This window comes from Pseudomonas pseudonitroreducens (assembly GCF_021603645.1).
GTDB lineage: Bacteria > Pseudomonadota > Gammaproteobacteria > Pseudomonadales > Pseudomonadaceae > Pseudomonas > Pseudomonas pseudonitroreducens.
In genome coordinates this window covers 199,467-224,590 of sequence record NZ_BQHJ01000009.1, presented here as the reverse complement: position 1 = coordinate 224,590, position 25,124 = coordinate 199,467, and the positions used below count along the sequence as shown (strand labels likewise).

At 60.6% G+C, this 25,124-nt stretch carries 23 protein-coding genes; 13 read left to right on the top strand and 10 right to left on the bottom strand.

Annotation, left to right across the window (positions count from 1 at the left end):
* Window positions 1-93: 93 nt before the first annotated feature.
* Complete coding sequence (locus tag L6D89_RS22180) at window positions 94-816, top strand: 4'-phosphopantetheinyl transferase family protein (protein ID WP_236201191.1); 723 nt, start codon at window positions 94-96, stop codon at window positions 814-816.
* A gap of 193 nt (window positions 817-1,009) precedes the next feature.
* Window positions 1,010-2,389: an OprD family porin gene (locus tag L6D89_RS22175; protein WP_236201190.1), complete on the top strand. Its 1,380-nt coding sequence runs from the start codon at window positions 1,010-1,012 to the stop codon at window positions 2,387-2,389.
* 188 nt (window positions 2,390-2,577) lie between these two features.
* On the opposite strand, the gene modC is transcribed toward L6D89_RS22175, so the two are convergent.
* From modC to modA, 3 genes are read right to left on the bottom strand one after another with little or no spacing between them, the layout of a single operon-like run.
* Window positions 2,578-3,681, bottom strand: a complete 1,104-nt coding sequence (modC, locus tag L6D89_RS22170) for a molybdenum ABC transporter ATP-binding protein (RefSeq protein WP_236201189.1) — start codon at window positions 3,679-3,681, stop codon at window positions 2,578-2,580.
* A 7-nt stretch (window positions 3,682-3,688) separates the two neighbouring features.
* Entirely contained in the window at window positions 3,689-4,369 is a 681-nt protein-coding gene (modB, locus tag L6D89_RS22165) for a molybdate ABC transporter permease subunit (RefSeq protein WP_236174956.1), read from the bottom strand.
* A 19-nt stretch (window positions 4,370-4,388) separates the two neighbouring features.
* Window positions 4,389-5,144 (bottom strand): molybdate ABC transporter substrate-binding protein, encoded by a 756-nt coding sequence (gene modA, locus L6D89_RS22160; RefSeq protein ID WP_236201188.1) that lies wholly within the window; start codon window positions 5,142-5,144, stop codon window positions 4,389-4,391.
* A gap of 127 nt (window positions 5,145-5,271) precedes the next feature.
* Between modA and L6D89_RS22155 the strand changes: the two genes are divergently transcribed.
* A complete protein-coding gene (locus L6D89_RS22155; RefSeq protein ID WP_236201187.1) occupies window positions 5,272-5,700 on the top strand; it encodes a TOBE domain-containing protein in 429 nt (142 codons plus the stop codon).
* Window positions 5,701-5,899: 199 nt separating this feature from the next.
* On the opposite strand, the gene L6D89_RS22150 is transcribed toward L6D89_RS22155, so the two are convergent.
* From L6D89_RS22150 to L6D89_RS22140, 3 genes are all read right to left on the bottom strand, one after another.
* Complete coding sequence (locus L6D89_RS22150; RefSeq protein ID WP_236174953.1) at window positions 5,900-7,525, bottom strand: ATP-binding protein; 1,626 nt, start codon at window positions 7,523-7,525, stop codon at window positions 5,900-5,902.
* Window positions 7,526-7,751: 226 nt separating this feature from the next.
* A complete protein-coding gene (locus L6D89_RS22145) occupies window positions 7,752-8,306 on the bottom strand; it encodes a GNAT family N-acetyltransferase (RefSeq protein ID WP_236201186.1) in 555 nt (184 codons plus the stop codon).
* 3 nt (window positions 8,307-8,309) lie between these two features.
* A complete protein-coding gene (locus L6D89_RS22140) occupies window positions 8,310-9,014 on the bottom strand; it encodes a response regulator (RefSeq protein ID WP_054909344.1) in 705 nt (234 codons plus the stop codon).
* A 771-nt stretch (window positions 9,015-9,785) separates the two neighbouring features.
* Between L6D89_RS22140 and L6D89_RS22135 the strand changes: the two genes are divergently transcribed.
* The 4 genes from L6D89_RS22135 to L6D89_RS22120 all read left to right on the top strand — a co-directional run bounded on the left by L6D89_RS22135 (window position 9,786) and on the right by L6D89_RS22120 (window position 15,795).
* Complete coding sequence (locus tag L6D89_RS22135) at window positions 9,786-12,674, top strand: ribonucleoside-diphosphate reductase subunit alpha (RefSeq protein ID WP_236201185.1); 2,889 nt, start codon at window positions 9,786-9,788, stop codon at window positions 12,672-12,674.
* Between the two features lie 233 nt (window positions 12,675-12,907).
* Window positions 12,908-14,155 carry a ribonucleotide-diphosphate reductase subunit beta gene (locus L6D89_RS22130; RefSeq protein ID WP_236201184.1) on the top strand — a complete coding sequence of 416 codons (1,248 nt, stop codon included), beginning with the start codon at window positions 12,908-12,910 and terminating at the stop codon, window positions 14,153-14,155.
* A 124-nt stretch (window positions 14,156-14,279) separates the two neighbouring features.
* Window positions 14,280-14,849, top strand: coding sequence for a GTP cyclohydrolase II RibA (ribA, locus tag L6D89_RS22125; RefSeq protein WP_236201183.1), 570 nt, complete (start codon window positions 14,280-14,282; stop codon window positions 14,847-14,849).
* The gene (locus L6D89_RS22120; RefSeq protein WP_236201182.1) at window positions 14,833-15,795 is read left to right on the top strand and encodes a hypothetical protein; all 963 of its coding nucleotides are present in this window, start codon (window positions 14,833-14,835) and stop codon (window positions 15,793-15,795) included. Before ribA ends, L6D89_RS22120 begins: the two co-directional genes overlap by 17 nt.
* Here the strand turns inward: L6D89_RS22120 and L6D89_RS22115 are convergent.
* Together L6D89_RS22115 and L6D89_RS22110 are read right to left on the bottom strand one after the other, a co-directional pair.
* The gene (locus L6D89_RS22115) at window positions 15,789-17,108 is read right to left on the bottom strand and encodes a DNA methyltransferase (RefSeq protein ID WP_236201181.1); all 1,320 of its coding nucleotides are present in this window, start codon (window positions 17,106-17,108) and stop codon (window positions 15,789-15,791) included. The two genes, L6D89_RS22120 and L6D89_RS22115, sit on opposite strands and share 7 nt — an antisense overlap.
* A 29-nt stretch (window positions 17,109-17,137) precedes the next feature.
* Window positions 17,138-17,611 (bottom strand): SLATT domain-containing protein, encoded by a 474-nt coding sequence (locus L6D89_RS22110; RefSeq protein ID WP_236201180.1) that lies wholly within the window; start codon window positions 17,609-17,611, stop codon window positions 17,138-17,140.
* Window positions 17,612-18,086: 475 nt separating this feature from the next.
* Here L6D89_RS22110 and L6D89_RS22105 point away from each other — a divergent pair, with 475 nt between their 5' ends.
* A complete protein-coding gene (locus L6D89_RS22105) occupies window positions 18,087-18,557 on the top strand; it encodes a BRO-N domain-containing protein (protein WP_236201179.1) in 471 nt (156 codons plus the stop codon).
* 1,143 nt (window positions 18,558-19,700) lie between these two features.
* On the opposite strand, the gene ycaC is transcribed toward L6D89_RS22105, so the two are convergent.
* Window positions 19,701-20,330, bottom strand: coding sequence for an isochorismate family cysteine hydrolase YcaC (gene ycaC / locus L6D89_RS22100; protein ID WP_236201178.1), 630 nt, complete (start codon window positions 20,328-20,330; stop codon window positions 19,701-19,703).
* Window positions 20,331-20,701: 371 nt separating this feature from the next.
* Between ycaC and L6D89_RS22095 the strand changes: the two genes are divergently transcribed.
* Window positions 20,702-20,923: a DUF1654 domain-containing protein gene (locus tag L6D89_RS22095; protein ID WP_236174010.1), complete on the top strand. Its 222-nt coding sequence runs from the start codon at window positions 20,702-20,704 to the stop codon at window positions 20,921-20,923.
* Between the two features lie 353 nt (window positions 20,924-21,276).
* Complete coding sequence (locus L6D89_RS22090; protein ID WP_236174009.1) at window positions 21,277-21,627, top strand: hypothetical protein; 351 nt, start codon at window positions 21,277-21,279, stop codon at window positions 21,625-21,627.
* 284 nt (window positions 21,628-21,911) lie between these two features.
* On the opposite strand, the gene L6D89_RS22085 is transcribed toward L6D89_RS22090, so the two are convergent.
* Window positions 21,912-22,235: a hypothetical protein gene (locus L6D89_RS22085; protein WP_236174008.1), complete on the bottom strand. Its 324-nt coding sequence runs from the start codon at window positions 22,233-22,235 to the stop codon at window positions 21,912-21,914.
* Between the two features lie 285 nt (window positions 22,236-22,520).
* Here L6D89_RS22085 and L6D89_RS22080 point away from each other — a divergent pair, with 285 nt between their 5' ends.
* The 3 genes from L6D89_RS22080 to L6D89_RS22070 all read left to right on the top strand — a co-directional run bounded on the left by L6D89_RS22080 (window position 22,521) and on the right by L6D89_RS22070 (window position 25,124).
* Window positions 22,521-23,405: a LysR family transcriptional regulator gene (locus tag L6D89_RS22080; protein WP_236201177.1), complete on the top strand. Its 885-nt coding sequence runs from the start codon at window positions 22,521-22,523 to the stop codon at window positions 23,403-23,405.
* Window positions 23,406-23,582: 177 nt separating this feature from the next.
* Complete coding sequence (locus L6D89_RS22075; protein WP_024763113.1) at window positions 23,583-24,419, top strand: bifunctional allantoicase/(S)-ureidoglycine aminohydrolase; 837 nt, start codon at window positions 23,583-23,585, stop codon at window positions 24,417-24,419.
* 183 nt (window positions 24,420-24,602) lie between these two features.
* Window positions 24,603-25,124 carry a hypothetical protein gene (locus L6D89_RS22070; protein WP_236201176.1) on the top strand — a complete coding sequence of 174 codons (522 nt, stop codon included), beginning with the start codon at window positions 24,603-24,605 and terminating at the stop codon, window positions 25,122-25,124.

Sequence of the window (25,124 nt, the reverse complement as noted above, 5' to 3'; positions counted from 1 at the left end):
CGGATGAATCCGTACGCCTTTGGTGAAGGTTTGCAAACGAATGTAAGTGCCGCGTGACTGGTGAGCCACGTTCTGGCGCGGCAGAATGTTCCCATGACCGCCCTCCCCGACTTCTGTACTCCACTCGACGCCGACTGGCCGCTGCCCACGCCCCTGGCCGGCTGCCAGTTGCGCAGCACCCGCTTCGACCGCCAGCGCCTGCAGGCCGGGGACTTCGCCCTGAGCCGGGTGGAGGCGCCGGCCAATATCCAGCGTTCCGTGGCCAAGCGTCAGGCCGAATACCTCGCCGGGCGCCTGTGCGCCCGTGAGGCGTTGTTGGCCGCAGGCAGCGAGGCCTGGGTACCCGGTACGGATGAAGAGCGAGCGCCGGTCTGGCCGGCAGGTTTCTGCGGCTCGATCACCCATGGCGACGGCTGGGCAGCGGCGATCGTCGCCCGTGACAGCCACTGGCGGGGGCTCGGGCTGGATGTGGAGAACCGCCTGGAAACCGCACGGGCGCAGCGGCTGGCAGCAGAAATCCTGACGCCGGACGAGTTGGCGCGCCTCGATCCGCAGCAGGCGGCGCTGCAGGTCACCCTGACCTTTTCCCTCAAGGAAAGCCTGTTCAAGGCGCTCTTTCCGCTGGTACGCAAGCGCTTCTACTTCGAGCACGCCGAGCTGCTCAGCTGGTCCGCCGGAGGCCACGCACGCCTGCGGCTGCTCACCGACCTTTCGGCGGAATGGCACCACGGCAAGGAGATCGACGGGCAGTTCAGCCTGTTCGATGAGCGCCTGCTGAGCCTGGTCGCCATTCCCGCAGCTGACAGAAATAACTGAAAGTCTTGACTTAAAAGTCAGAATTTGGCGTCATGCACGCCACCCAGACGCCCTCTACCTCTTTTGATCCTCAGAGCTTTCCTTCAGAGGAATCGTCAGAAGGTCTATCGGTATATAGAATCATATACAGCCAAACGGCAACGTCTGGTTCTTGGGGTCCCCACAAAAAGAAATGACCATCGGAGCAAACGTAATGACCAGAAACACCCTGGCGCTCGCCATTGCGGCCAGCTCGCTCGGCCTCATCGCGCAATCGGCATACGCCGGCGGCTTCATCGAAGACAGCAAGGCCAGCCTGACCCTGCGCAATTTCTACATCAACACCGACAACCGCAACGGCAACGCCGCCAACCAGCCCAGCAAGCAGGAAGAATGGGGCCAGGGCTTCATGCTCAACTACGCCTCCGGCTTCACCCAGGGCACCGTGGGCTTCGGCGTTGACGCCCTGGGCATGCTCGGCGTGCGCCTGGACGGCGGCGGCAGGGCCGGCAAGCTCAACAGCGACAGGCAACCCGGGACCATCTTCCCGCTGGAAAGCGATGGCAGCGCCGTCGATGACTTCAGCAGCCTGGGCCTGACCGCCAAGGCGAAGATCTCCAAGACCGAATTCCGCTACGGCACCCTGCAGCCCAAGCTGCCGGTGGTGGTCTACAACGACGCCCGCCTGCTGCCGATGACCTACGAGGGTGGCCAGGTCACCTCCACCGACATCGACAACCTGACCGTGACCGGTGGCCAACTGACCCACACCAAGGGCCGCAACTCCACCGACTGGCGCAGCATGTCCATCGCCGGCGCCAACGGCAGCACCGCCACCTCCCGCGACAGCAACAAGTTCTACTTCGCCGGCGGCGACTACAAGGCGACCAAGAACCTGACCCTGTCGTACTACTACGGCGAGCTGGACAACTTCTACAAGCAGAACTACCTCGGCCTGGTCCACAACTGGGCCATCGGTCCGGGCACGCTGAAATCGGATATCCGCGTCTTCATCAGTGACTCCGACGGCAAGAACGGCAGCGCCTCCGGCCGTGCCGACGGCTACGTCAGCAGCGGCTACTACGGTGGCAACAGCCTCAAGGGCGAAGTCGACAACAACGTCTACAGCGGCATGTTCACCTACGCCCTGGGTGGCCACAGCATCGGCGCCGGCTACCAGACGATGACCGGCGACAGTGACTTCCCCTATCTGAACCGTGGCGACGGTGAAGGCACCAGTACCTACCTGATCTCCGACGCCCAGCTGCTGAAGTTCAACCATGCCGGCGAGCGCACCTGGATCGGTCGCTACGCCTACGACTTCGCCGACCTCGGCGTACCGGGCCTGACCTTCAGCGTGCTCTACCTGAACGCCGACAACATCGACACCAAGCAAGGCGACAAGGGCGAGTGGGAGCGTGATATCGCCCTGGGCTACGTGGTCCCGGAAGGTACCTTCAAGGGCCTGGGCCTGGCCTGGAAAAACGCCACCATGCGCAGCGGCCTGCCGGCAGCCTCCACCCAGGGCGTGCCCAACCAGCGTGACCAGGACGAAAACCGCCTGATCGTCAGCTACACCATCCCGCTGCTGTAAGGCGCGGAATGAAACAGGAAGGGCGGCCAGTGGCCGCCCTTCCTCTTTCTGACTTTTTCGCAAAAATTCGCGACACACATGGCGCTTGCAGGATGGCGTGGAGCGCAGCGATACCCATCGTTCCAGCACACCGACAGCATGGGTATCGCTGCGCTCCACCCATCCTACGAACGCGGATGCGCGCTGAACTATGCCAGCAACGCCACCGACTTGATCTGCGCCCATACGGCCTGCCCGGCCTGCAGGCCGAGCTGGTCGTGGGAATAACGGGTGATCCGCGCCAGCAGCGGCGTGCCGGCCACATCCAGCTTCACCAGCCGATGCGCCGGGTTGTCCGTCGGCACGATCTCGACGACGGTCGCCGGCAGCACGTTGAGGATGCTGCTGTGGGCCGCCGGCTCCAGGCTCAGGCTGACGTCCCGCGCCTGTACCTTGATACGCAGTGCCCTGCCCTTGTCCATCGGCGCGTGGGCCAGGCGAATGCGCTGCTCGCAATGCGGCAACGCCAGGGTCAGCAGGCCGTAGTCGGCGTTGTGCCCGAGCACCTGGCCGTCGATCACCACGCCGGCATCTTCCAGATGGGAAATCGGCAGGTCGGTGCGCGCCAGGGTTTCCATCACCGGGCCGCTGGCAATCGCCTTGCCTTGGTCCAGCAGCACCAGGTGATCGGCGAGCCGCGCCACTTCGTCAGGCGAGTGGCTGACGTAGAGAATCGGGATATCCAGCTCGTCGTGCAGGCGCTCCAGGTAAGGCAGGATTTCCGCCTTGCGCTTGAGGTCCAGCGCCGCCAGCGGTTCATCCATCAGCAGCAGGCGCGGGCTGGTCAGCAGCGCGCGGGCCATGCCGACGCGCTGGCGCTCGCCACCGGAGAGATGCCCCGGCATGCGCTCGAGCAGATGGCCGATACCGAGCAGCTCGCAGGCCTGTTCCAGCTCGACACGATGCTGGTCGCGCGGCACGCGCTTCATGCCATAGGCGAGATTGCGCTTCACCGACAGGTGCTCGAACAGGTTGGCGTCCTGGAACACGTAACCCAGCGCGCGCTTGTGCGGCGGCAGGAACACGCCGCTGGCGCTGTCCTGCCAGACCTCGCCATTCACCACCAGGCGGCCGAGCGGCGCACGTTCCAGGCCCGCCACGCAACGCAGGCAGGTGGTCTTGCCGGAGCCGGAATGGCCGAACAGCGCGGTCACGCCCTTGCCCGGCAACTGCAGGTCGACATCCAGGCTGAAGCCCGAATAGGCGATCTGGAAACGGGCCTCGATGGCGCGTGCGGAAAGCTCTTGCGGCATGCCCACCTCAGGCCCAGGCCGAACGGCTGCGGCGGCTCGCATAGAGCGCCAGCAGGACGAAGAAGGAGAAGATCACCATGCCGCCGGCCAGCCAGTGCGCCTGGGCGTACTCCATGGCCTCGACGTGATCGAAGATCTGCACCGACACCACGCGGGTCTTGCCCGGAATGTTGCCGCCAATCATCAGCACCACGCCGAACTCGCCCACCGTGTGGGCGAAGCCAAGAATGCTGGCGGTGATGAAACCCGGCCGCGCCAGCGGCAGGACCACCGAAAAGAAAGTATCCAGGGGGCTCGCGCGCAACGTGGCGGCAGCCTCCAGCGGTTTGTCGCCGATCGCCTCGAAGGCGTTCTGCAACGGCTGCACCACGAAGGGCAGCGAATAGAACACCGAGCCCACCACGAGCCCGGCGAAGGTGAACGGCAGCCGTCCCAGGCCCAGGCTCTCGGTGGCGTGACCAATGAAGCCGTTGGGGCCCATGGTGATCAGCAGGTAGAAGCCGATCACCGTGGGCGGCAGCACCAGCGGCAGCGCCACCACCGCCCCCAGCGGACCTTTCAGCCAGGAGCGGGTGCGCGACAGCCACCAGGCGATCGGCGTGCCGATCAGCAGGAGGATCAGGGTGCTCAGGGCAGCCAGCTCAATGGTGAGCCGGATGGCCAGGAAATCCTCCTGCGTGAGGGGCATTGCCTATTCCTTCAGAAAATCAGAGTTCGTAGCCGTAGGACTTGATCACCGCGGCGGCTTTCGGACCCTTCAGGTACTCGACCAGCGCCTTGGCGGCAGCGCTGTCCTTGCCTTTGTTGAGGATCACGGCGTCCTGGCGGATCGGGTCGTGCAGATCAGCCGGGACGATCCAGGCGGAACCGCTGGTCACCTTGCCATCCTTGTAGATCTGCGACAACGCCACGAAGCCCAGCTCCGCGTTGCCGGTGGAAACGAACTGGAAGGCCTGGGTGATGTTCTGGCCTTCGACGATCTTGCCGGCGACCTTGTCCTTCAGGCCGAGCTTGTCGATCACCTGGGTAGCGGCCAGGCCGTAGGGCGCGGCCTTCGGGTTGGCGATGGACAGGTGCTTGTACTCGTTCTTCTTCAGCACGTCGCCCTTGGCATCGACGTAGCCGTCCTTGGCCGACCACAGCGCCAGGGTGCCGATGGCATAAGTGAAGCGCGAACCGGGGACGATTTCCTTCTCGGCTTCGAGTTTCTTCGGTGTGCTGTCATCGGCGGCGAGGAAGACTTCGAACGGCGCGCCGTTCTTGATCTGGGTGTAGAACTGGCCAGTGGCGCCGTAGGCGGCGACCAGTTTGTGGCCGGTGTCCTTCTCGAAGTCCTTGGCGATTGCCTGGATCGGCGCGGTGAAGTTGGCGGCGACGGCGACCTGCACTTCATCGGCCAGGGCCGAGTGCAGGGTGAAGCAGGAAGCGACCAGCAGGGACAGGCTTGCGAAGCGGTGTTTCATCGTGATGCTCCAGTGGGTTGTTGTTTTCAAGCGTTGAACGGTCAGGACTGGTCTATAACCTCAGTTCAGTCCCGTGATGTATCCGGCGCGAAGCCGGCCATGCAAACGAATTCAGGAGAGTCAGTTCATGAAGGTCAGTGCACGCAACGTCTTCAAGGGCAGCGTCAGGCAACTGCGCAACGGTGCGGTCAATGCGGAAGTCGTGGTCGCCCTGCCCGGCGGCAGCGAACTGGTGGCGATCGTCACCGAGGAAAGCGTCAAGAGCCTGGGCCTGGCCCAGGGCAAGGACGTCATCGCGCTGGTCAAGGCGCCCTGGGTAATGCTGATGACCGAGGCCGAGGACATCCGCCTGTCCGCGCGCAACTGCCTGAGCGGCACGGTCAAGTCGGTTACCGATGGAGCGGTGAATGCCGAGGTGGTGCTGGGCCTGCCCGGCGGCGCCGAAGTGGTCGCGGTGGTCACCCGCGATGCGGTCAGCGAGCTCGGCCTGGCGGCTGGCGTGAAGGCGACTGCAGTGATCAAAGCGTCCCATGTGATCCTCGGTGTTCCTGCCTGAAACCCTGCGCGGGCCTGTCGCTGACCGGCCCGCCTGCCCTGCCGCAAGCGCTCGTTATAGCAAAAATTACATAACGATACCGGTGACTCTGCAATACCTCTTAAGAGAGCTGTTTCACTGAAGGAAATTGCACAGCGACGCGGCGGGCGCCATCAACCTGTGATGGCACCGCAGCATTCTGCATTTTTTGACTTCAAGGTCAAATACTGTCGTCGACCTTCGGTGCCTGGCGGCGCGGCCACATCAGCGTGAAGCACGCGCCACCCAGCACTTCGCTCTTCGCGATCTGCGCGCGGCCGCCATGCCAATGGATGATCCGCCGCACGATGGAAAGCCCCAGCCCATGCCCACCGGTGACCCGCGCACGACTGTCGTCCGCGCGGAAGAACGGCTGGAACAGCCGGTGCCACTGCGCTTCCGGTACGCCAGGGCCGTCGTCTTCCACGTCCACCTGACAGCGGTCCACGCTCACCCGGTAACTCACCCGCACCCGCCCTTCGGCGTAGCGCAGCGCATTGGTCATCAGGTTCTGCAGGGCGCGATGCAGATAGCGCGGCTCGGCCTCGATCCAGCTGCCCTGGTCGAACGGCACCAACGCACCCGGCTCGCAGGTGACAGTGATTTCCCGGCGCAGCGGGGCGATCTCCGCCACCACCTGCTCCACCAGCGCGCCCAGCTCGATGCGCTGGTAGCTCAGCGCCGGCGAGCCCTGCTCCAGCCGCGCGTAGGTGAGCATCTCGTCCACCAGTTGGTCGAGGTCCTGGATGTCGCCATCCATGCCCTCCATGTACTTGCGCCGCGCCGTGTCGGTCTCGGCGGACTCGATCATCTCCAGCCCGAAGCGCAGCCGCGCCACCGGCGTGCGCAGCTCGTGGGACACCGCGCGCACCAGCTCGCGCTGCACCGTCAGCAACAGGTGCAACTGCTCGGCCATGTGGTTGAAGGCCCCGGCCAGCCGCCCGACGGAGTCCGCCCCGCGCACTTCCACGCGGGTATCCAGGCTACCGCGGGCGATGCGCGTGGCGGCGGATTCGAGGCCACGCAAGCGTTGCTCCAGGCCACTGATCAATAGATAGAGCGTCAGGCCAATCAGGGTCAGCGCGACGACCACGATGATCGTCAGCAACTGCGGCGGGTACGGATTCATCTGGTAGATCGGCCCCAGCTCCAGCACCCAGGGCGTGTCGAGGATGCCCGAGAGCACGCGGATCGAATCGCCGCCCTTGCCCAGCGCCATCACCGTATCGCCCTCTTCCACCCGGCGGCTCTGGTCGTCGTCGAGGTCGACTTCCTTCAGGCGCAGCAGGTGCACCTCGAAGCCGAAGCGCTTGTCGCGGACGATGCGCGCCAGGTGATAGGGCTGCTCGCTGGCCGGGTAGCGCTTGAGCTCGTCCATCAGCAGGTAGATGGTGGCGCGCGCCAGCTGCTCGCTGACCTGCTCCACCTCGCCGGTGAGGATCAGCCCTTCGGCCGCGCTCACCTGGGTCATCACCTTCACTTCATGGGGCGCGCCGGCCTGCACCAGCACCTGGTCGTTCATCAGCCGCGCGCGGCTGCGCCCTTCCATGCCCAGCGCGTCCAGGCTGGTGAGCTTCAGCGGAATGCCCAGCAGGCGGCTCCACTGGCTCAGCGCGCGCTTGCGATCCACCTCGCTCATCGGCAGCAGCTCGTCCGCCATCAGGCGGAAGGTGCCGCGCGCCAGGTCCTCGCGGTAGCGCTCGCCGCGCACGTCGTTGACCAGGTGCAGGGTCAGCACGGCCAGCGCGGCGACAGCCACCAGGGTCAGCAGCATGCCGCCGTAGATGCGCAGGAAGATGGATTTCATGGGTGGGCTTTCCGGGTGGGTTCGGCGCCATGGAAGAGCGCCCTCACCCTAGCCCTCTCCCAGAGGGAGAGGGGACTGTTCAGAGTGCGCGCGGAGATTGGAGCTGCTACCGAATCATGTCGCCTGCCACCACCATGGCAGGATGGCGCCAAACTCGCAGCCAGCACGGACGGCCCCCTCTCCCCCTGGGAGAGGGCTGGGGTGAGGGCCAGCCCGAGCGCAATACTCACCCGGCCTCCCCAGCATTGAGCAACCCGTAGTAATCCAGGCTGAGGAACGCGCCGTCCTTCACCTCGCACTCGCGGCGCCGCCCCTCCAGCATGAACCCCTGGCGCAGCAGCAAGCGGCCGCTGGCGAGGTTCTCCGACTCCACCTCGGCCTCGATGCGGTGCACGTGCATGTCGCGGAAGGCGTGGCGGCAGATCAGCGGCAGGCATTCGCTCATCACACCCTGCCGCCAGTGCTCGGGCAACAGCCAGTAGCCCAGCTCCAGGCAGCGATGTTCCTGCTGCCAGTTATTGAAGCCGCAACCGCCGACGATATCTTCCGGCGCTTCCGGCCGGCAGATCGCCCACCAGATACCACTGCCTTCCTTATGCAGGCGCGCGAACCACTCCATCTGCTCGCGGGTGGCCTCCAGCGTCGCGTAGGAGACGCCGTAGTAGCGGATCACCTCGGGATGCGACAGCGCGCGGAATACCGCCGGCTGGTCGGCATCGGTGAAGGCGCGCAGGCGGAAGCGCTCGCCCTGCAGCTCGGGGAACGGTGGCACGGCGCTCACGGCTCAGAGCTCCCCGACGAACAGGTAGCCCTTGCTGCGCACCGTCTTGATCAGGCGCGGGTGCATCGGGTCGTCGCCGATCTTCGGGCGGATGCGCGAGATGCGCACGTCGATGGAGCGGTCCTGGCCGTCGTACTCGATGCCGCGCAGGGAGTTGAAGATTTCCTCGCGGGAGAGGATGCGCCCGGCGTTCGCCGCCAGCAGCCAGAGCAGGTCGAACTCGGCGCTGGTCAACTCGATGGTCTGCTCGTCCAGCCAGGCCTCGCGCATGGCATTGTCGATCACCAGCTTGCCGAAGGTCAGGCGCTTGCCGGCAACGGCCGGTACGGCCTCGGCCGGCTCGCTGCGCCGCAGCAGGGCGCGGATGCGCGCCAGCAGCACGCGTGGGCGCACCGGCTTGCACACGTAGTCGTCGGCGCCCATCTCCAGGCCCTGCACCTGATCCATGTCGTCGGTGCGCGCGGTGAGCATCAGGATCGGCCCATCGTAATCCGGACGCAGGCGCTTGCAGATGGACAGCCCATCCTCGCCCGGCAGCATCAGGTCGAGCACCACTAGGTCCGGCCGCTCGGCCAGCACCCGCTCCACCGCCTTGCCGCCATGGGACTCGATGGACACCGCCAGGCCGTTGCTCTCCAGGTAATCCTGGGTCAGCTCGGCCAGTCGCTGGTCGTCCTCGACGATGAGAATGCGCGCTTCTTGTTCCACCTTGCCTCCTGATGCGCCATAAGCGAGCGCGGGCACACCTCACTATAGAGAGCCCGCAAAAGCGGCCGGCATTGTAGCCAGATTGCCAGCCCTGCGGCACGCCAGCGGCGTAAGCAGGCATTGCGCGAAAAGGTCAAGGGCTGCTGCGACAGAAACACTACATCTTGTGGTAGTGTTCCTCCCCGCGCAGCGCCCCTGACGCGTATGAAAAATCTCTCACCAACTACGACGAACGGTGAAAGGCAGACAGCATCAGGGATAGCGCGAGTTACCCCGCTTCACCCACATTTCATGCACATTTTATCCACAGCTTTTCCCCGACGCCCCGCCTTGCAAACACCCCCATAGCGCATTATCTTGTATCCCCGTTGCGGTATACCCCTACATCTTGGGGTTGCCACTACGAACCGGACACAAGAAGAAAGTCGAAATCCCGAGCCTGTTCCACGGCTCCTCCGGTTCCACCACAACGTATTCCAGACGTACTGATGTGCCACGCGGCCCTGCCCGCCAGGAGCGATTCATGTCGATGGAAATGCGGTACGGGTGTTGCAACGTAACGTTCAACACCACTAGGTATTGTGGTCCCGGCCCGTAAAGCCGGCACCCGAGTTGGGCCAGGGAGGCGCTTCGGGTCATTCCCCCTGTTCCAGAAGAATTCCAGCTTGCGGCTGCACCCGCGAGCCACCGCTCTTTTTGCTCTTTGTTTCTGAGAATGGCGCCCCTGGCGTCGGCAACAAACCCATTACGAGAACGTGGAGACAACCACCCATGCAAATCGACACCACTCGCGAGAACCCGCAGGCCAACGCGCCGCAGGCCGCCGAATCCGCACAGGATCTGGCCGCCACTGCGCCCGGCCAGCTGCGTGTGATCAAGCGCAACGGCACCGTAGTTCCCTACACCGATGACAAGATCACCGTAGCCATCACCAAGGCGTTCCTCGCCGTGGAAGGCGGCACTGCCGCCGCCTCGTCGCGCATCCATGAGACCGTGCGCCGCCTGACCGAACAGGTCACCGCGACCTTCAAGCGCCGCATGCCCTCCGGTGGCACCATCCACATCGAAGAAATCCAGGACCAGGTCGAACTGTCCCTGATGCGCGCCGGCGAGCAGAAAGTCGCCCGCGACTACGTGATCTACCGCGAAGCCCGCGCCAACGAGCGCAAGACCGCCGGCAACGCCAGCGACATCGCCCAGCCGCACCCGAGCATCCGCATCACCAAGACCGACGGCAGCACCCAGCCGCTGGACATGGGCCGCCTGCAGACCATCATCCGCGAAGCCTGCGAAGGCCTGGCCGAAGTCGATGGCAGCCTGATCGAGCGCGAAACCCTGAAGAACCTGTACGACGGCGTCGCCGAGAAGGACGTCAACACCGCCCTGGTGATGACCGCCCGTACCCTGGTCGAGCGCGAGCCGAACTACTCCTACGTCACCGCCCGCCTGCTGATGGACACCCTGCGCGCCGAAGCGCTGGGCTTCCTCGGCGTGGCCGAGAGCGCCACCCACCACGAGATGGCCGACCTCTACGCCAAGGCCCTGGCCGCCTACGTCGAGAAGGGCTCCGAGTTCGAGCTGATCGACAGCAAGCTCAAGGGCTACGACCTGGCCAAGCTGGGCGCCGCGATCAACCACGAGCGCGACCAGCAGTTCACCTACCTCGGCCTGCAGACCCTGTACGACCGCTACTTCATCCACAAGGACGGCATCCGTTTCGAACTGCCGCAGGTCTTCTTCATGCGCGTGGCCATGGGCCTGGCCATCGAAGAGAAGGACCGTGAAGCTCGCGCCATCGAGTTCTACAACCTGCTCTCGTCGTTCGACTACATGTCGTCGACCCCGACCCTGTTCAACGCCGGCACCCTGCGTCCGCAGCTGTCGTCCTGCTACCTGACCACCGTTCCGGACGACCTGTCGGGCATCTACAACGCCATCCACGACAACGCCATGCTGTCGAAATTCGCCGGTGGCCTGGGCAACGACTGGACTCCGGTGCGCGCGCTGGGCTCCTACATCAAGGGCACCAACGGCAAGTCCCAGGGCGTCGTCCCCTTCCTGAAGGTGGTGAACGACACCGCCGTCGCCGTGAACCAGGGTGGCAAGCGCAAGGGCGCCGTCTGCGCCTACCTGGAAACCTGGCACCTGGACATCGAGGAATTCCTCGAGCTGCGCAAGAACACCGGTGACGACCGTCGCCGTACCCACGACATGAACACCGCGAACTGGATTCCGGACCTGTTCATGAAGCGCGTCTTCGACGACGGCAAGTGGACCCTGTTCTCCCCGTCCGAAGTACCGGACCTGCACGATCTGACCGGCAAGGCCTTCGAAGAGCGCTACGAGTATTACGAAGCCCTGACCGAGTACAACAAGATCAAGGTGTTCAAGGTCGTCCAGGCCAAAGACCTGTGGCGCAAGATGCTCTCCATGCTCTTCGAGACCGGCCACCCGTGGCTGACCTTCAAGGACCCGTGCAACCTGCGCAGCCCGCAGCAGCACGTGGGCGTCGTGCACAGCTCGAACCTGTGCACCGAGATCACCCTGAACACCAACAAGGACGAGATCGCGGTCTGCAACCTGGGCTCGATCAACCTGGTCAACCACATCGTCGACGGCAAGCTGGACACCGCCAAGCTCGAGAAGACCGTGAAGACCGCCGTGCGCATGCTCGATAACGTTATCGACATCAACTACTACTCGGTCCCGCAGGCTCGCAACTCGAACCTCAAGCACCGCCCGGTGGGCCTGGGCATCATGGGCTTCCAGGACGCGCTGTACCTGCAGCACATCGCCTACGGCTCGGACGCTGCCATCGAGTTCGCCGACAAGTCCATGGAAGCGGTGAGCTACTTCGCCATCCAGGCTTCCTGTGACCTGGCCGACGAGCGTGGCGCCTACGAGACCTTCGACGGCTCCCTGTGGTCCAAGGGCATCCTGCCGCTGGACTCGCAGCAGATCCTCATCGAAGCCCGTGGCCAGAAGTACATCGACGTCGACCTGACCGAATCCCTCGACTGGGCTCCGGTACGTGCCCGCGTACAGAAAGGCATCCGTAACTCGAACATCATGGCCATCGCGCCGACCGCGACCATCGCCAACATCACCGGCGTATCGCAGTCCATCGAGCCGACCTACCAGAACCTGTACGTGAAATCGAACCTCTCCGGCGAGTTCACCGTGATCAACCCCTACCTGGTTCGCGACCTGAAAGCGCGCGGCCTGTGGGACCCGGTCATGGTCAACGACCTGAAGTACTACGACGGCTCCGTGCAGCAGATCGAGCGCATCCCGCAAGACCTGAAAGACCTGTACGCCACCGCCTTCGAAGTCGAGACCAAGTGGATCGTCGACGCCGCCAGCCGCCGCCAGAAGTGGATCGACCAGGCCCAATCGCTGAACCTCTACATCGCCGGTGCCTCGGGCAAGAAACTGGACGTGACCTACCGCATGGCGTGGTTCCGTGGCCTGAAAACCACCTACTACCTCCGTGCCCTGGCCGCCACCAGCACCGAGAAGTCCACCATCAACACCGGCAAGCTGAACGCCGTGTCCGCTGGTGGCAACGATGGCCTGCAGGCCGCAGCCGCCGAGCCGCAACCGGCTCCAGTGCCCCAGGCTTGCTCCATCGACAATCCGGATTGCGAAGCCTGCCAGTAATGGAGTAAGCGGTGCCTCGCTCCGAGGCACCGCCGAAACTGCGGAGTTTCAAAGTCCCCTCTCCCCCTGGGAGAGGGCCAGGGTGAGGGGCTCTTCAGGGCCCCTTCTCCCACAGAACAACAGCCTCCTCCGCCGCGCACCGCGCATGACGGAAGAAGCACAAGCTCTTGGCGTGCACCCCACGCAACCAGACACCAGGCCGCCACAGAGCGGCCCACCAGGAGAGGACCCCCATGCTGAGCTGGGACGAATTCGACAAAGAAGACGCCACCGAAGCCAAGGCCGCCCCGGCCGTCGCCCAGGCCGCCGCGCAGAACGCTGACAAACTCGACGCCGACGCCGCAGGCTCCGTCGAAGAAGCGCGCGCCGTATCCGCCAACGACTCCGACGCCGTCGCCCGCGCCAAGCAGGCCCTCGACGCCCTGGACATCCAGGAAGGCCTGGACGATCTCGAAGGCTCCGCCGCCCGCGTACAAGTCGGCGACAAGCAGATGATCAACGCCCGCGCCGACCTCAACCAGCTCGTACCCTTCAAGTACGACTGGGCCTGGCAGAAGTATCTGGATGGTTGCGCCAACCACTGGATGCCCCAGGAAGTGAACATGAACGCCGACATTGCCCTGTGGAAGAGCAAGGACGGCCTCAGCGAAGACGAGCGCCGCATCGTCATGCGCAACCTCGGCTTCTTCTCCACCGCCGACTCCCTGGTTGCCAACAACCTGGTGCTGGCCGTGTACCGCCTGATCACCAACCCCGAGTGCCGCCAGTACATCCTGCGCCAGGCCTTCGAGGAAGCGATCCACACCCACGCCTACCAGTACTGCATCGAATCCCTCGGCATGGATGAAGGCGAAATCTTCAACATGTACCACGAGATTCCTTCGGTCGCGAAGAAAGCCTCCTGGGGCCTGAAGTACACCCGCTCGATCTCCGATCCGAAGTTCGAAACCGGCACCCCGGAAACCGACCGCCAGTTCCTGCGCAACCTGATCGCCTACTACTGCGTCCTGGAAGGCATCTTCTTCTACTGCGGCTTCACCCAGATCCTCTCCATGGGCCGCCGCAACAAGATGACCGGCACCGCCGAGCAGTTCCAGTACATCCTGCGCGACGAATCCATGCACCTGAACTTCGGCATCGACGTGATCAACCAGATCAAGATCGAAAACCCGCGCCTGTGGGATGCCCAGATGAAGGACGAGGCCACCCAGATGATCCTCCAGGGCACCCAGCTGGAGATCGAATACGCACGCGACACCATGCCGCGCGGCGTACTGGGCATGAACGCGGCGATGATGGAGGACTACCTCAAGTTCATCGCCAACCGCCGCCTGACCCAGATCGGCCTCAAAGAGGAATACCCGGGCACCAGCAACCCGTTCCCGTGGATGAGCGAAATCATGGACCTGAAGAAGGAAAAGAACTTCTTCGAGACCCGCGTGATCGAGTACCAGACCGGCGGCGCGCTGAGCTGGGACTGAATTAGGGGCAAGACCATAAAAGCCCACGGAAGGGCATTAGGAGTGTTCTATAGAAAGTCGTAGTCGATGTATGGCGCAAGGATGCGCCAATCTAACGCGTAAACTCTAACTAGCGCAGCAGAAAATGGAAAATCTCATACATCTCCCCAGCCTCTACGGCGACCTTGAGATATCTTGCATCTCTTCCGAGAATCAAGATGCAGTTATTATCAAAAAGTCATTTGATAAAGACGCATGTTTCATTCGGATCCACTCATCCTGCCTTTTCAGCGAGGCCCTTCATACAAATGACTGCGATTGCGCCCTGCAATTAAACGCAGCACTTCATTACATTTCAAGAAACGGTGGAGTTGTCGTATATTTGTACCAAGAAGGCCGCGGCATAGGAATAAAATCCAAGATTGACGCCATCCTTCTCCAACAGCGCGAAGGAATTGATACCGCCACAGCATTCCGAAAGTTAGGCTATGAGATTGACCCTCGCGACTATACAGCAGCGATTAACGCACTTAAAAGTCTCAACATAAGAAAAGCAGTTGTAGCCACAAACAACCCCCTGAAACTATCTGCAATAAACTCTGCGGGAATCGAGATATCTAAAAGGATAACTCTCCAGGTAGAAAAAAACCCCACACAAGTGGAGTACTTAAAAGAAAAAACCAAAGCACTAGGCCACCATGAAGACTCTGAATGACGTCCTCCGAGCGGGAAATCTATTTACTGTAGATCCACTCGCCTGCATGGCTCATGCTGAAATAATAAAAAAATACAAATCAGAAAAGAAAACTGAGATATGGGGCAATCATCCTCCCGAACTCCTTTTGGCATTCAAGATATTCTTCATATCTATTTGCCATCAAATTAACTGGGACTTCCTTCAAGAGAGCATATTCAAGAACACTCTAGGAAAAAATCTCGACCTCATAGAAACACTTAAAAATATAGACTCAAAGACCTTAAATTCCTGGCTTATCGATTACCCCAAGAAAGACAGAATAAAAGCCAAAGAACGAGCCTTAATACTTAGAGAAACTGCCAGAACCATTATAGAAAAATTCGACTCAAACCCAAAAAAACTATACTCAGCAGCCAAAAACTCTACACTTGGCGGGAAAGCTTTTGAAGAACTAATGAACAGCTTTACCGCATATCAAAAAGACCCACTAAAAAAGAAAACCAACGTATTAACCCACGACCTAACTACTGAAGGGATAATACATTTCGAAGATGAGGAAAATTTAGAACCTGCAGTCGACTACCACATAATGAGGACTTACCTGCGAACCGGTCGTGTAATCCCTGTGGATCAAGCGCTTTTCAAATTTTTTAAAGGAACCCCAAACCCGAGAAACTACATTACAACCAAGCTAAGAGAGACCGTCACTGAAGCTGTAAAGCTAACCTCTCACTACTCGAGAATAAATATCGCCGAAATAAATTACATTGAATGGCAAATAGGACGAAGCGCATGCACTAACAAAGAGCCGATCTGCCACTTCCACCGCAATAGCAATCTCCCCCCCGCGATAGAGGCGCTAAGCCCTCACCCGTGCCCTTACATGGACTCGTGCCTAGCATTTAACACGATGGAGGAATTTATAGAGTTTGAAGAACCAATTTTCATATCATCTCACTACTGAGTCCTCTCAAAGTAAACAACATCCTCAGAAGACATATTGCCGTTAGGCTTTACCTCCACTTTCCCTCTAGAAGCCTGGAGGCTTTTCATGTTCACCTTAACAATATCCCTCTTAACAATATCCGCATTCAAACCCAAACCTCTCATCATCTCGACAACTATATCACTTAGAGGCACATAAACATCCTTATAAGATGAACTTTGGACTACAATAACGCCCTTACCTCCAACTTTCAGCTTTTCCCCCAGCACCTTTACAGCCTCGAACAGCGACATAAAATACTGCAAGTAAGTCCAATAATAGTACCTCTTACTTGCATAACTTTTATGCTCCTCAATTTCCTTCAAAACAGATGCGCACAGTCCTCCCCATCTGGCCTCCACCACTCCTTTAGAAACAATCTTAGACGTCCCTATCATCGACCTCCTTAAGCTTTCAACCTCCACACTCATCAACCCTGAGAGAATAACCAAATTGGGAAGATGATTAACAACATAATCTATGCGAGTCAAATATGGTGGAGAAGTTACAACATAATCCACACTTTCATCCTCAACAGAATCACCAATCTCCTTAACATTTACCTCATATACTCTCGTCTCCCCCCGATCGGAAACTCCTAAAAATTGAAGATCCGAAAGCATTTGCTCCGCAATTTCCGGAGTACTTTCTCGTAAACCGCTAATTAACTCTTGCCCATGCTCGCCCGGTACACTTTTCCGGTACCACGTAGGGTTCGATCCCCTCACCAGCTTTGCAGCTCTAGATGCAGCAATACAAATAGCAACGATTGCAACAATTTCTGAATCAAATTTCCCTGAAGCATCAGAACAAAGTGCTCTCAATACACCGGACCGTCCTCCGCCGACCACACGCCGAACACGAGAAAAAACAGAAGCGGCGTACGCTAAACAGTCTGAATCAAAAATATCAGAAGCTTCCTTTGAGAATTCTCCGACAGACTTAACTCTACTAGTAGAAAGATATTTTTTAACTACTTTACAATCTGCCGAAACCGCAACTTTTGCGCGAGCGAGCAAGCAGGCAAAGGGATCAAGGTCTCCTCCTACAAATGACGCCCCTTTTTTCCTAGCAGCAACAAGCGTAGTTCCAGAACCTAAAAATGGATCGAATACCACTTCACCTTCTTTTACGCCGAGAGCATCAAGCGCATAGGATGCAAAATTCTCAGAAAATGCCGCATAGAAACTCATCCAAGAATGAACACCCGTCCTATCTGACGCCCTGATCTTAGCGCTTGGCAACTCGCTTAAATCATGCTGCCGCTCAATAAAAGAAAGCTGATATCCCATATATCTCACCAAACCATCAAAACAAATTCTTAGTTATCTTCTGACCCACTACCTTTCTTTGAAAGGCTCTCTCCCCTTGGCACCATCGGCAACCATTCATTATGTGCCTCCATGGCTATTTCTGCACATTTTCTCGCGAGATACTTCTCTGCACCCTCTTGAGAATATTCTTCTATTTTAAATCTATATCTCGCCAAATTATCCTCCAGCTTTCTTTGACACCCTCTATATAAAGCCCACAAGTGCTGAGGCTTTCGCAATTGCAGCCAAGCGGTTCCAAAAGCAACGATCGTTGAAATAATCGACGGGATAATTTTTGACAATACAAAATCGTCCCCCCCAAGAGTTACAAACAAAGGCGCGACAAGTGACCCACCCATCGTAATCGCAAACCAAACCATTGCCTCTGTTTCATTATGCCCTGCCTTTTCCTTAAACCCATTAATTAGATTCTCACAAAAAGCCTCTTCACTTTCATAAAAATCCTTGGATTTAACGGCCAAATTTTTTCCCCGCCCCCAAAGTCTCATAGACACCCCAGCAGCAAATATGAGATAAGCAAACTTCTGTCACTTTACCATTAGAATCTCACATCAAAAACAGATATTTCCTTCAATGCTCGACGACGTTAATTTATTCATTGACGTGTCAGCCACCGGCCCATACGCTTCCATCCGCGCCTAAGAAACGCCTGTCACACAGCGGCCTGACCGCTCCCGAAAGTTAAGCGGCTTTTTCGAGCACGCTGGATTCATTCGTCCTCGAAAAACCTCTGCGACGCCGGGAGTGGGCTAATACAAGACCCGAAAGGGGAATACGTCCGGCCCTCTGTGTGGGGTTTCTTAGCTCCCGGCACCCAGCCCTAAGAAAGCTGGCCACATCACACAGAGGTAATGGATATGCCTTTCACCCCCAGCCTTCGCTCCGAAGGCGCTTCGCTGTACCCGCCCTCTTCGCCCTCCACTCCGGAGGTGCGCTATGTCTGAAGAGTTCCTGATCCCCACCGAATTCATCCGCCACAAGCGCCTGCTGCGCGCCGTGCTGCTGGAAGACCAGTGCTGGTTCTGCGCCCACGACCTGGGCCGGCTGATCGGTTCGCCCTATCTGGCCGAGCGCGTGGAGCGCAACCTGGACAACGACCAGTTCCGCCACGCCTGGGTGCGCGATGGCAATGGCGATTACGTCGATGAGCTGCTGATCAGCGAGTCGGGCACCTATGCCGCGTTGATCCACTACTTCCATCCGGAGAATCGCAGCGTGCGACAGTGGTTGTCGCAGCAGGTGATTCCGACGCTGCGCGACCAGCACCGCACCGACCTGGGCGAGCCGCGCCGGGAAATGCTGCGCGGGCCGACGGAGTCGTTGTCGGTGTTGAAGTGGCAAGGCGTGTTGTGGGTGCCGTATCGGCAGTGGCCGGAGTTGAATGCCCGGCTGGAGGGTGGTGCGTAGGATGGTGTGGAGCGGAGCGATACCCATCGCTCTGCTCGCCCCGTCGCTGCGCTGATCTTCCGTAGGAGCGGACTTTGTCCGCGATGCTCTTGCCTGTGGTTAGGTGTTCAGCGCCGCCTCGGCGTGCGCGCGGACTTCTCGTTTCGCCCCCTCGGGCGACCCACTTTGGCAAACGCCCCAAAGTGGGCAAAGGTCTCGCCCCTCCATCCGGCTTTTCGCTTCGCGAAAAGTACCCTCGGTTCTTCGGAGTTTCAGGGGCCCGCGGCGAAGGGCCGTCCCTGGCCCATCGCCGCTCTCGCGACATCCATGTCGCTCAACCCCTGAAACTCCGATCACCTTCGGCCTCCTGAAAGGGGCACTCGGAGTGCGTGGGTGTTTCTCTGGAAGACGCACAAAAGCCAAAGCGAGAGCCGGGACCGGGCCGAAGCCGGCAACTTTGTAGGAGCGAGCTTGCTCGCGAACCGCACTCTGCCGCCGCTCGGCAATGACTTTGTCGGATGGGTCGGGCGGCGATCCGCGAGATTGCGATGGCCATGCTGTCGGTGCGTGGGCATTGATGGGTATCGCTGCGCTCCACGCCATCCTACGTTCGTGCTCCGCCGTGACTTCGAGGTGGATGGAAACCCTGGAGACAAAGGAAAGCCGCTTCTGCGGAGAACGTATCCGCACAGCTTTGGCTTTGGCTTTGGCTCGATAAGTCTTCCAGAGAAACATCCGCACGCGCCGAATGCCCCGTTCAGGAGGCCTCGTTGAATTGGAGTTTCAGGGGTTGAGCGACATGGATGTCGCGAGAGCCACGATGGGCCAGGGATGGCCCGTCGTGGCGTGCCCCTGAAACTTCGGTTCAACGAGGGAATTTTTCGCCTAAGCGAAAAACCGGATGTCCGGGGCAAGCCTTCTTGGTTACTTCTTTGGCGTTTGAAAGAAGTAACTCGCCCGAGGGGGCGAAACAAGAGGCCGACGCGCACGCCGAAGCGACGCAGGAAACCAAGGCGCGAGGCAGACACATCGCGGACAAAGTCCGCTCCTACGAACAGGCACCGTGCCACAGCAGGTTCGCGAGCAAGCTCGCTCCTACAGGAGCAGAGCAAAGAAAAACCGGAGCTTCTTCCGAAGCTCCGGTTTTTTCATTTCAGCGAGTTGTTACTTGCCCGCAGTCAGCGCGTTATAGCTGGTCATCAGATTCCGGTAATCCGGAATGTGATTCGAGCACAGCGCCGCCAGCCCTTCGATATCGTTGCGCCAGTCGCGGTGCAGCTCACAGGCCACGCCGAACCAGGTCATCAGCTGCGCACCGGCCGCTTCCATCCGGCGCCAGGCGGCGTCGCGGGTCATCTCGTTGAAGGTGCCGGAGGCATCCGCCACCACGAACACATCGAAGCCTTCCGCCAGGGCCGACAGCGCCGGGAAGGCCACGCAGACCTCGGTCACCACGCCGGCGATGATCAGCTGCTTCTTGCCGGTGGCCTTCACCGCCTTGACGAAGTCCTCGTTGTCCCAGGCGTTGATCTGTCCGGGGCGAGCGATGTAGGGCGCGTCCGGGAACTGCGCTTTCAGCTCGGGAACCAGCGGGCCGTTGGGGCCGGTTTCGAAGCTGGTGGTGAGGATGGTCGGCAGGTTGAAGAACTTCGCCAGGTCGCCCAGGGCGAGGACGTTGTTCTTGAACTTGTCCGGATCGATGTCGCGAACCAGCGAGAGCAGACCGGCCTGGTGGTCGACCAGCAGTACGGCCGCGTTGTCTTTGTCCAGGCGGTTGTAGGTGGCGTTGCTCATGGTGAAATCCTCGATTTGCTTTCAGTGGATGCCGGCACTGCCGGGAAGGGTTTGGACTCGTTCTGCAGTGCGTCACTGCATGGAACAAAGATTAATTTCGACACCCTTGATCCACTAGACGGTAAAATTCGCCTCTAGCGTTGCATTTTCAGAACGATAGAACGGATGCGCTCGCCAATCTGCGAGTCCCTGGAGCTGCAGCCCCGATCAAATATCGCGAGAGCGCCCCACTCCATGCACCACCCCAGCGCCTTTCGATTTCGCTTCCTTCAGAAATCCGCCTACCGATGGTCACGCAGGTCTTTACAAGAAATACTGTATTTACATACAGTATTTTCCATCCACCCAGTGACCAGATATGGAGGCATCCCATGCACGCCGCACCCTACGATCAGCTGTCCGCCCGCGTGACCGCCCTGCTGGCAGACCCGACCACCCTGAAAAACCTCGGTATCACCCTGCGCCGCGAACCCAGCGACGATTCGGCGGCCTGGAGCCAACTGGTCACCGACCTGCGCCAGGCACCGAACCTCACTCTGCTGCCCCTGCAGGACGGCGCCATCCGCCTGGCGTGGCATAGCTGGCTGGATTGATCGGCAGACCCCGGCAACTGAAATATTTGTGGATTGCCTAGTAGCCGCTTGCCATATCCCCAGGCAGAATCCCGCGCAACCAACCAGGATTTCAGGGACGAAACTCCATGGCACAACCCGTCATGCAGCGGCTTCACGCGGCGCAACATGGCGAAAGCCCTGGCCCCCTGCGGCTTTCCAGCCCTCCCCTGAGTTCTCCCAACGGCGCCCACTGCCGGCGCTGAACCCTCATCGATGAACGAACGACCTCGCCCTTGAGCGGGGCTTTTTCGTTAGTCAGCCGGACCTTGTTGAACCAGACGCGGCACTGGATGAATGCCGCCACCCTCAAACCTGTAGAACGGAGTCTGCCCATGCACCTGCGCACCACCTTGCTCACCCTCGGCCTGGCCCTGACCGGCAGCGCCCACGCCCTCGAACTGAATGAAGCGCAATCCCGCTACCAGGGCGCCGTCACCTGCATCGATCGCCTGTTCTATGACGGCGGCTACGACGAAGGCGATGCCCAGCGCATTGCCCTGATCAACGAGTTCCTCAGCCACAACAAACTCCCTGCGTACGACCAGGCAGCCTATGACCAGGCCCAGCAGAAAGGCACGCAGATCAACACCACGGCCTTCATGGCGGGCTATGAGCTCTGCAATGAAGTGGACTACGTGACGGCGCTGGGCAAGCGTCACGGGCGGGAGCTACCGGAGGAGTAACCGTGCCATTCGCTCCGCCGCAGAAGCCGGCGGAGCGGACCACTCGCCGAATCTTGAAGCTCACGCGTGGCGCAGGTATGGCCCGGGTCCGGCAACCCCTCTCCCCGCCCCGGGCGAGGGACGGTTCGGTGCAGGAAGAATCCTCGGCGTCAGCCAGCACGCCCTCTCCCAGAGGAATGGAGAGGGAAGGCACCGGCACGGAAATCCCGGAAGACAGTGGCTCCCACAAGGGAAAAATCGAAAAGCCGCCAGGATGGACCACAAACTCCCCATCCCGACAGGACCTACGGTGCCCCCATCCGCGCCGTATCGGCGATGGCGTTGCAGGTTTCCGGGTTGAGGCAGTAGGTGATGTAGGTCGCCTGCTTGTTACAACCGCGCACGCCGATGGTGTACTCGGTGCGCTCCATCGCGCGACGGACGCTGGTGACCTTGCTCGACAGCACACTGCTGGTGACCGCCTCGCAGTTCATCTCGAACTTGGCCCGCGACTCGGTCGCCTTGATCGCCGCCTGCTGGTTGGAGGCGAGGAACTCTTCATTACTCATGCAACCGGACAACGCGGCAACCGCAGCCAGCACCGGCAGGGATATCGGTAGACGGTTCATGGTGACGCTCTCCGTGTGGTTCCCCCGGATATGGTCAGCCTCTGGAGTCTAGATCGCGGCAGGAAAATTGGCGGATGGCCGGCAACCCTGCTCCCGCAAACATGCCCTTCGCTCTGCCAGCTTTTTGTAGGAGCGAGGGGGACGCCTAGTTCTTGCTCGCGAACCGCCCCACGCCGAGGCCGCCGGAAACTCCTTTCGCGAGCAAGCTCGCTCCTACAGGTGTGTTGCCCCTGCTGCTAATGGGCGGTTAAATGCACCATCCGCATTCAAAAAACCGATACCGCCATGAGCGACAGTGACAAACCAAATACCCGTCTCTTCGACCTCGACCTGCTGCGTGCCATCGTCACGGTGGCCGATTGCGGCAGTTTCACCACGGCGGCGACGCGGCTGCATTCGACCCAGTCGACGGTGAGCCAGAAGATCCGCCGACTGGAAGAGATGGCCGGGCATCGGCTGCTCGAGCGTGGCAATCGCGATGTACTGCCCACCGATGCCGGCGATACGTTGCTCGGTTATGCGCGGCGGCTGCTGGCGTTGAATGACGAGATGGTCGAGGCGCTGTCCGGGGCGACGGTGGCGCTGACGGTACGCATCGGCGTGCCGGACGACTTCGCCACCGGGCGAACGACCGAGCAGTTGGCGGCCTTCAACCGGGCCTATCCGCAGGTGAAGCTGGAAGTCACCAGCGGGCTGAGCCGCGACCTGTCCGCCAGCTACGACCGCGGCGAGCTTGACCTGGTGCTGCTCAAGCAGCGGCAGAACGCTCGCGAGGCGGTGGCCTGCTGGCCGGAGAAGACGCGTTGGGTGGATAGCGCGAAGAATGCCTGCATCGAGCTGGACCCGCTGCCCATCGTGACCTTCCCGCCGCGCGGGGTGTACCGCGACGAGATGATCTCCGCGCTGGAATCCATCGGCCGGCGCTGGCATATCAGCTTCACCAGCTCCAGTCTCTCCGGCATCCAGTCGGCCATTGCCGATGGCATGGGCATCGGCCTGCTGCCGCAGCGCGCGGTGACGGCGGAGCACGCGGTGCTGCCGAAGAATATCGGGCTACCCTCGGTGGACGTGTTCGAGGTGGCGATGCTGCACCGGCCTGCGGTCGACCCGATGGTGAAGGAGCTGGCGCGGGTGCTGTCGCGGGTATTGGCGCAGGATACGAAGGGCTGACCAGCATTCGAAAAACGAATACAACGGATTCCAACATTTAATTTGTGCATGAACACGCCGCTGGATATGGTGATCCCCAGCGACGGCCAGCGCACCGACAAGCGCGCCGCTCTGCACCAATTGCTCACCACGGCGCCGCACGCGCCGGGCAGCAAGACAACAATGAGGAACCAACCCATGGCCAAATCCACCTATTACGCGCCGCACGGCGGGCACCCGGCACAGACCGAGCTGCTCACCGACCGCGCCATGTTCACCGAAGCCTATGCGGTGATCCCCAAGGGCGTGATGCGTGACATCGTCACCAGCCACCTGCCCTTCTGGGACAACATGCGCATGTGGGTCATCGCCCGCCCGCTGTCAGGCTTCGCCGAGACCTTCTCGCAGTACATCGTCGAGCTGGCGCCCCAGGGCGGCAGCGACAAGCCCGAGCAGGACGTCAACGCCGAGGCGGTGCTGTTCATCGTCGAAGGCGAGCTGAGCCTGACCCTGCAGGGTGAAGTGCACACCATGAAGCCGGGCGGCTATGCATTCATTCCGCCGGGCGCCGACTACAAGGTGCGCAACACCAGCGGCCAGCACACGCGCTTCCACTGGATCCGCAAGCACTACCAGAAAGTCGACGGCGTACCGCTGCCCGAAGCCTTCGTCACCAACGAGCAGGACATCGAGCCGAAGGTGATGCCGGATACCGAAGGCCGCTGGAGCACCACCCGCTTCGTCGACATGGCCGACATGCGCCATGACATGCACGTGAACATCGTCAACTTCGAGCCGGGCGGCGTGATTCCGTTCGCCGAGACCCACGTGATGGAACACGGCCTGTATGTGCTGGAAGGCAAGGCGGTGTATCGCCTGAACCAGGACTGGGTCGAGGTGGAAGCCGGCGACTTCATGTGGCTGCGCGCCTTCTGCCCGCAGGCCTGCTACTCCGGTGGCCCCGGCCGCTTCCGCTACCTGCTGTACAAGGATGTGAACCGCCAGATGCGCCTGACCCTGAACCAGGCTCACTGACAGCCAGGTTCAGCGGGGAAGACGTTGCGTACCCCGCGCATCACACGAGAAACCGGCGCCCAGGCGCCGGTTTTTCTTTGGGCGATTCGCTCGGCGTCGTGACCGGGCTCGCATGGCAGGTGCCGCCCAGTCTGCTAAAACGTCTGGCTGAAGGACGTTTCGCAGTCGCCCAGGAGAAAACACATGGATGTCCGGTTCCTGTCACAGACCGAGTTCGACAAAGTCCATTTCTATCGCGCCATGACCCTGCTGCTTCTGCTGGCCATGACTGCCTTCACGTTGATCAATATCTTCAGCGGCAAGGTCGCCCTGCTTTCCGGCCTTTCTCTGTTCTTGTTGGTCATGGATGCGCGTTTTGCGCTGGAGTGGTTGCGAGTGGCACGGGCTGAACCGGCTTTCATTGACAAGGGCGAGCTGGTGTTGTGCGGCAAGAACCGTCACCGGCAGATTCCGCTGGAAAGAATCCAATCGCTACGCAGCCGCCACAGCCTGTTCATGGTGCGGCGCTACCGCTCCTGGTCGGAGCATCTGGCTTTCGTAGAGTTCACCCTCAAAAACGGTGAGCGTGTCTACACGCTGGCCGAGAGCCACACGTTCGAGCGCCCGGCGGCATCAGGCACGCTGGCGGCGGTCGAAACGGCCATCCTCGAGGCCAAGGTGAAGCGCCAGGCCGCCGAGCCGGGCGCCATCAGCGGCGCTCGATGA

Bases quoted from the DNA above. Each gene is read 5' to 3' on its own strand.
- L6D89_RS22180 (WP_236201191.1), top strand. From the start codon at position 94: ATGACCGCCCTCCCCGACTTCTGTACTCCACTCGACGCCGACTGGCCG.
- L6D89_RS22175 (WP_236201190.1), top strand. From the start codon at position 1,010: ATGACCAGAAACACCCTGGCGCTCGCCATTGCGGCCAGCTCGCTCGGC.
- modC (WP_236201189.1), bottom strand. From the start codon at position 3,681: ATGCCGCAAGAGCTTTCCGCACGCGCCATCGAGGCCCGTTTCCAGATC.
- modB (WP_236174956.1), bottom strand. From the start codon at position 4,369: ATGCCCCTCACGCAGGAGGATTTCCTGGCCATCCGGCTCACCATTGAG.
- modA (WP_236201188.1), bottom strand. From the start codon at position 5,144: ATGAAACACCGCTTCGCAAGCCTGTCCCTGCTGGTCGCTTCCTGCTTC.
- L6D89_RS22155 (WP_236201187.1), top strand. From the start codon at position 5,272: ATGAAGGTCAGTGCACGCAACGTCTTCAAGGGCAGCGTCAGGCAACTG.
- L6D89_RS22150 (WP_236174953.1), bottom strand. From the start codon at position 7,525: ATGAAATCCATCTTCCTGCGCATCTACGGCGGCATGCTGCTGACCCTG.
- L6D89_RS22135 (WP_236201185.1), top strand. From the start codon at position 9,786: ATGCAAATCGACACCACTCGCGAGAACCCGCAGGCCAACGCGCCGCAG.
- L6D89_RS22130 (WP_236201184.1), top strand. From the start codon at position 12,908: ATGCTGAGCTGGGACGAATTCGACAAAGAAGACGCCACCGAAGCCAAG.
- ribA (WP_236201183.1), top strand. From the start codon at position 14,280: ATGGAAAATCTCATACATCTCCCCAGCCTCTACGGCGACCTTGAGATA.
- L6D89_RS22120 (WP_236201182.1), top strand. From the start codon at position 14,833: ATGAAGACTCTGAATGACGTCCTCCGAGCGGGAAATCTATTTACTGTA.
- L6D89_RS22115 (WP_236201181.1), bottom strand. From the start codon at position 17,108: ATGGGATATCAGCTTTCTTTTATTGAGCGGCAGCATGATTTAAGCGAG.
- L6D89_RS22105 (WP_236201179.1), top strand. From the start codon at position 18,087: ATGTCTGAAGAGTTCCTGATCCCCACCGAATTCATCCGCCACAAGCGC.
- ycaC (WP_236201178.1), bottom strand. From the start codon at position 20,330: ATGAGCAACGCCACCTACAACCGCCTGGACAAAGACAACGCGGCCGTA.
- L6D89_RS22095 (WP_236174010.1), top strand. From the start codon at position 20,702: ATGCACGCCGCACCCTACGATCAGCTGTCCGCCCGCGTGACCGCCCTG.
- L6D89_RS22090 (WP_236174009.1), top strand. From the start codon at position 21,277: ATGCACCTGCGCACCACCTTGCTCACCCTCGGCCTGGCCCTGACCGGC.
- L6D89_RS22085 (WP_236174008.1), bottom strand. From the start codon at position 22,235: ATGAACCGTCTACCGATATCCCTGCCGGTGCTGGCTGCGGTTGCCGCG.
- L6D89_RS22080 (WP_236201177.1), top strand. From the start codon at position 22,521: ATGAGCGACAGTGACAAACCAAATACCCGTCTCTTCGACCTCGACCTG.
- L6D89_RS22075 (WP_024763113.1), top strand. From the start codon at position 23,583: ATGGCCAAATCCACCTATTACGCGCCGCACGGCGGGCACCCGGCACAG.
- L6D89_RS22070 (WP_236201176.1), top strand. From the start codon at position 24,603: ATGGATGTCCGGTTCCTGTCACAGACCGAGTTCGACAAAGTCCATTTC.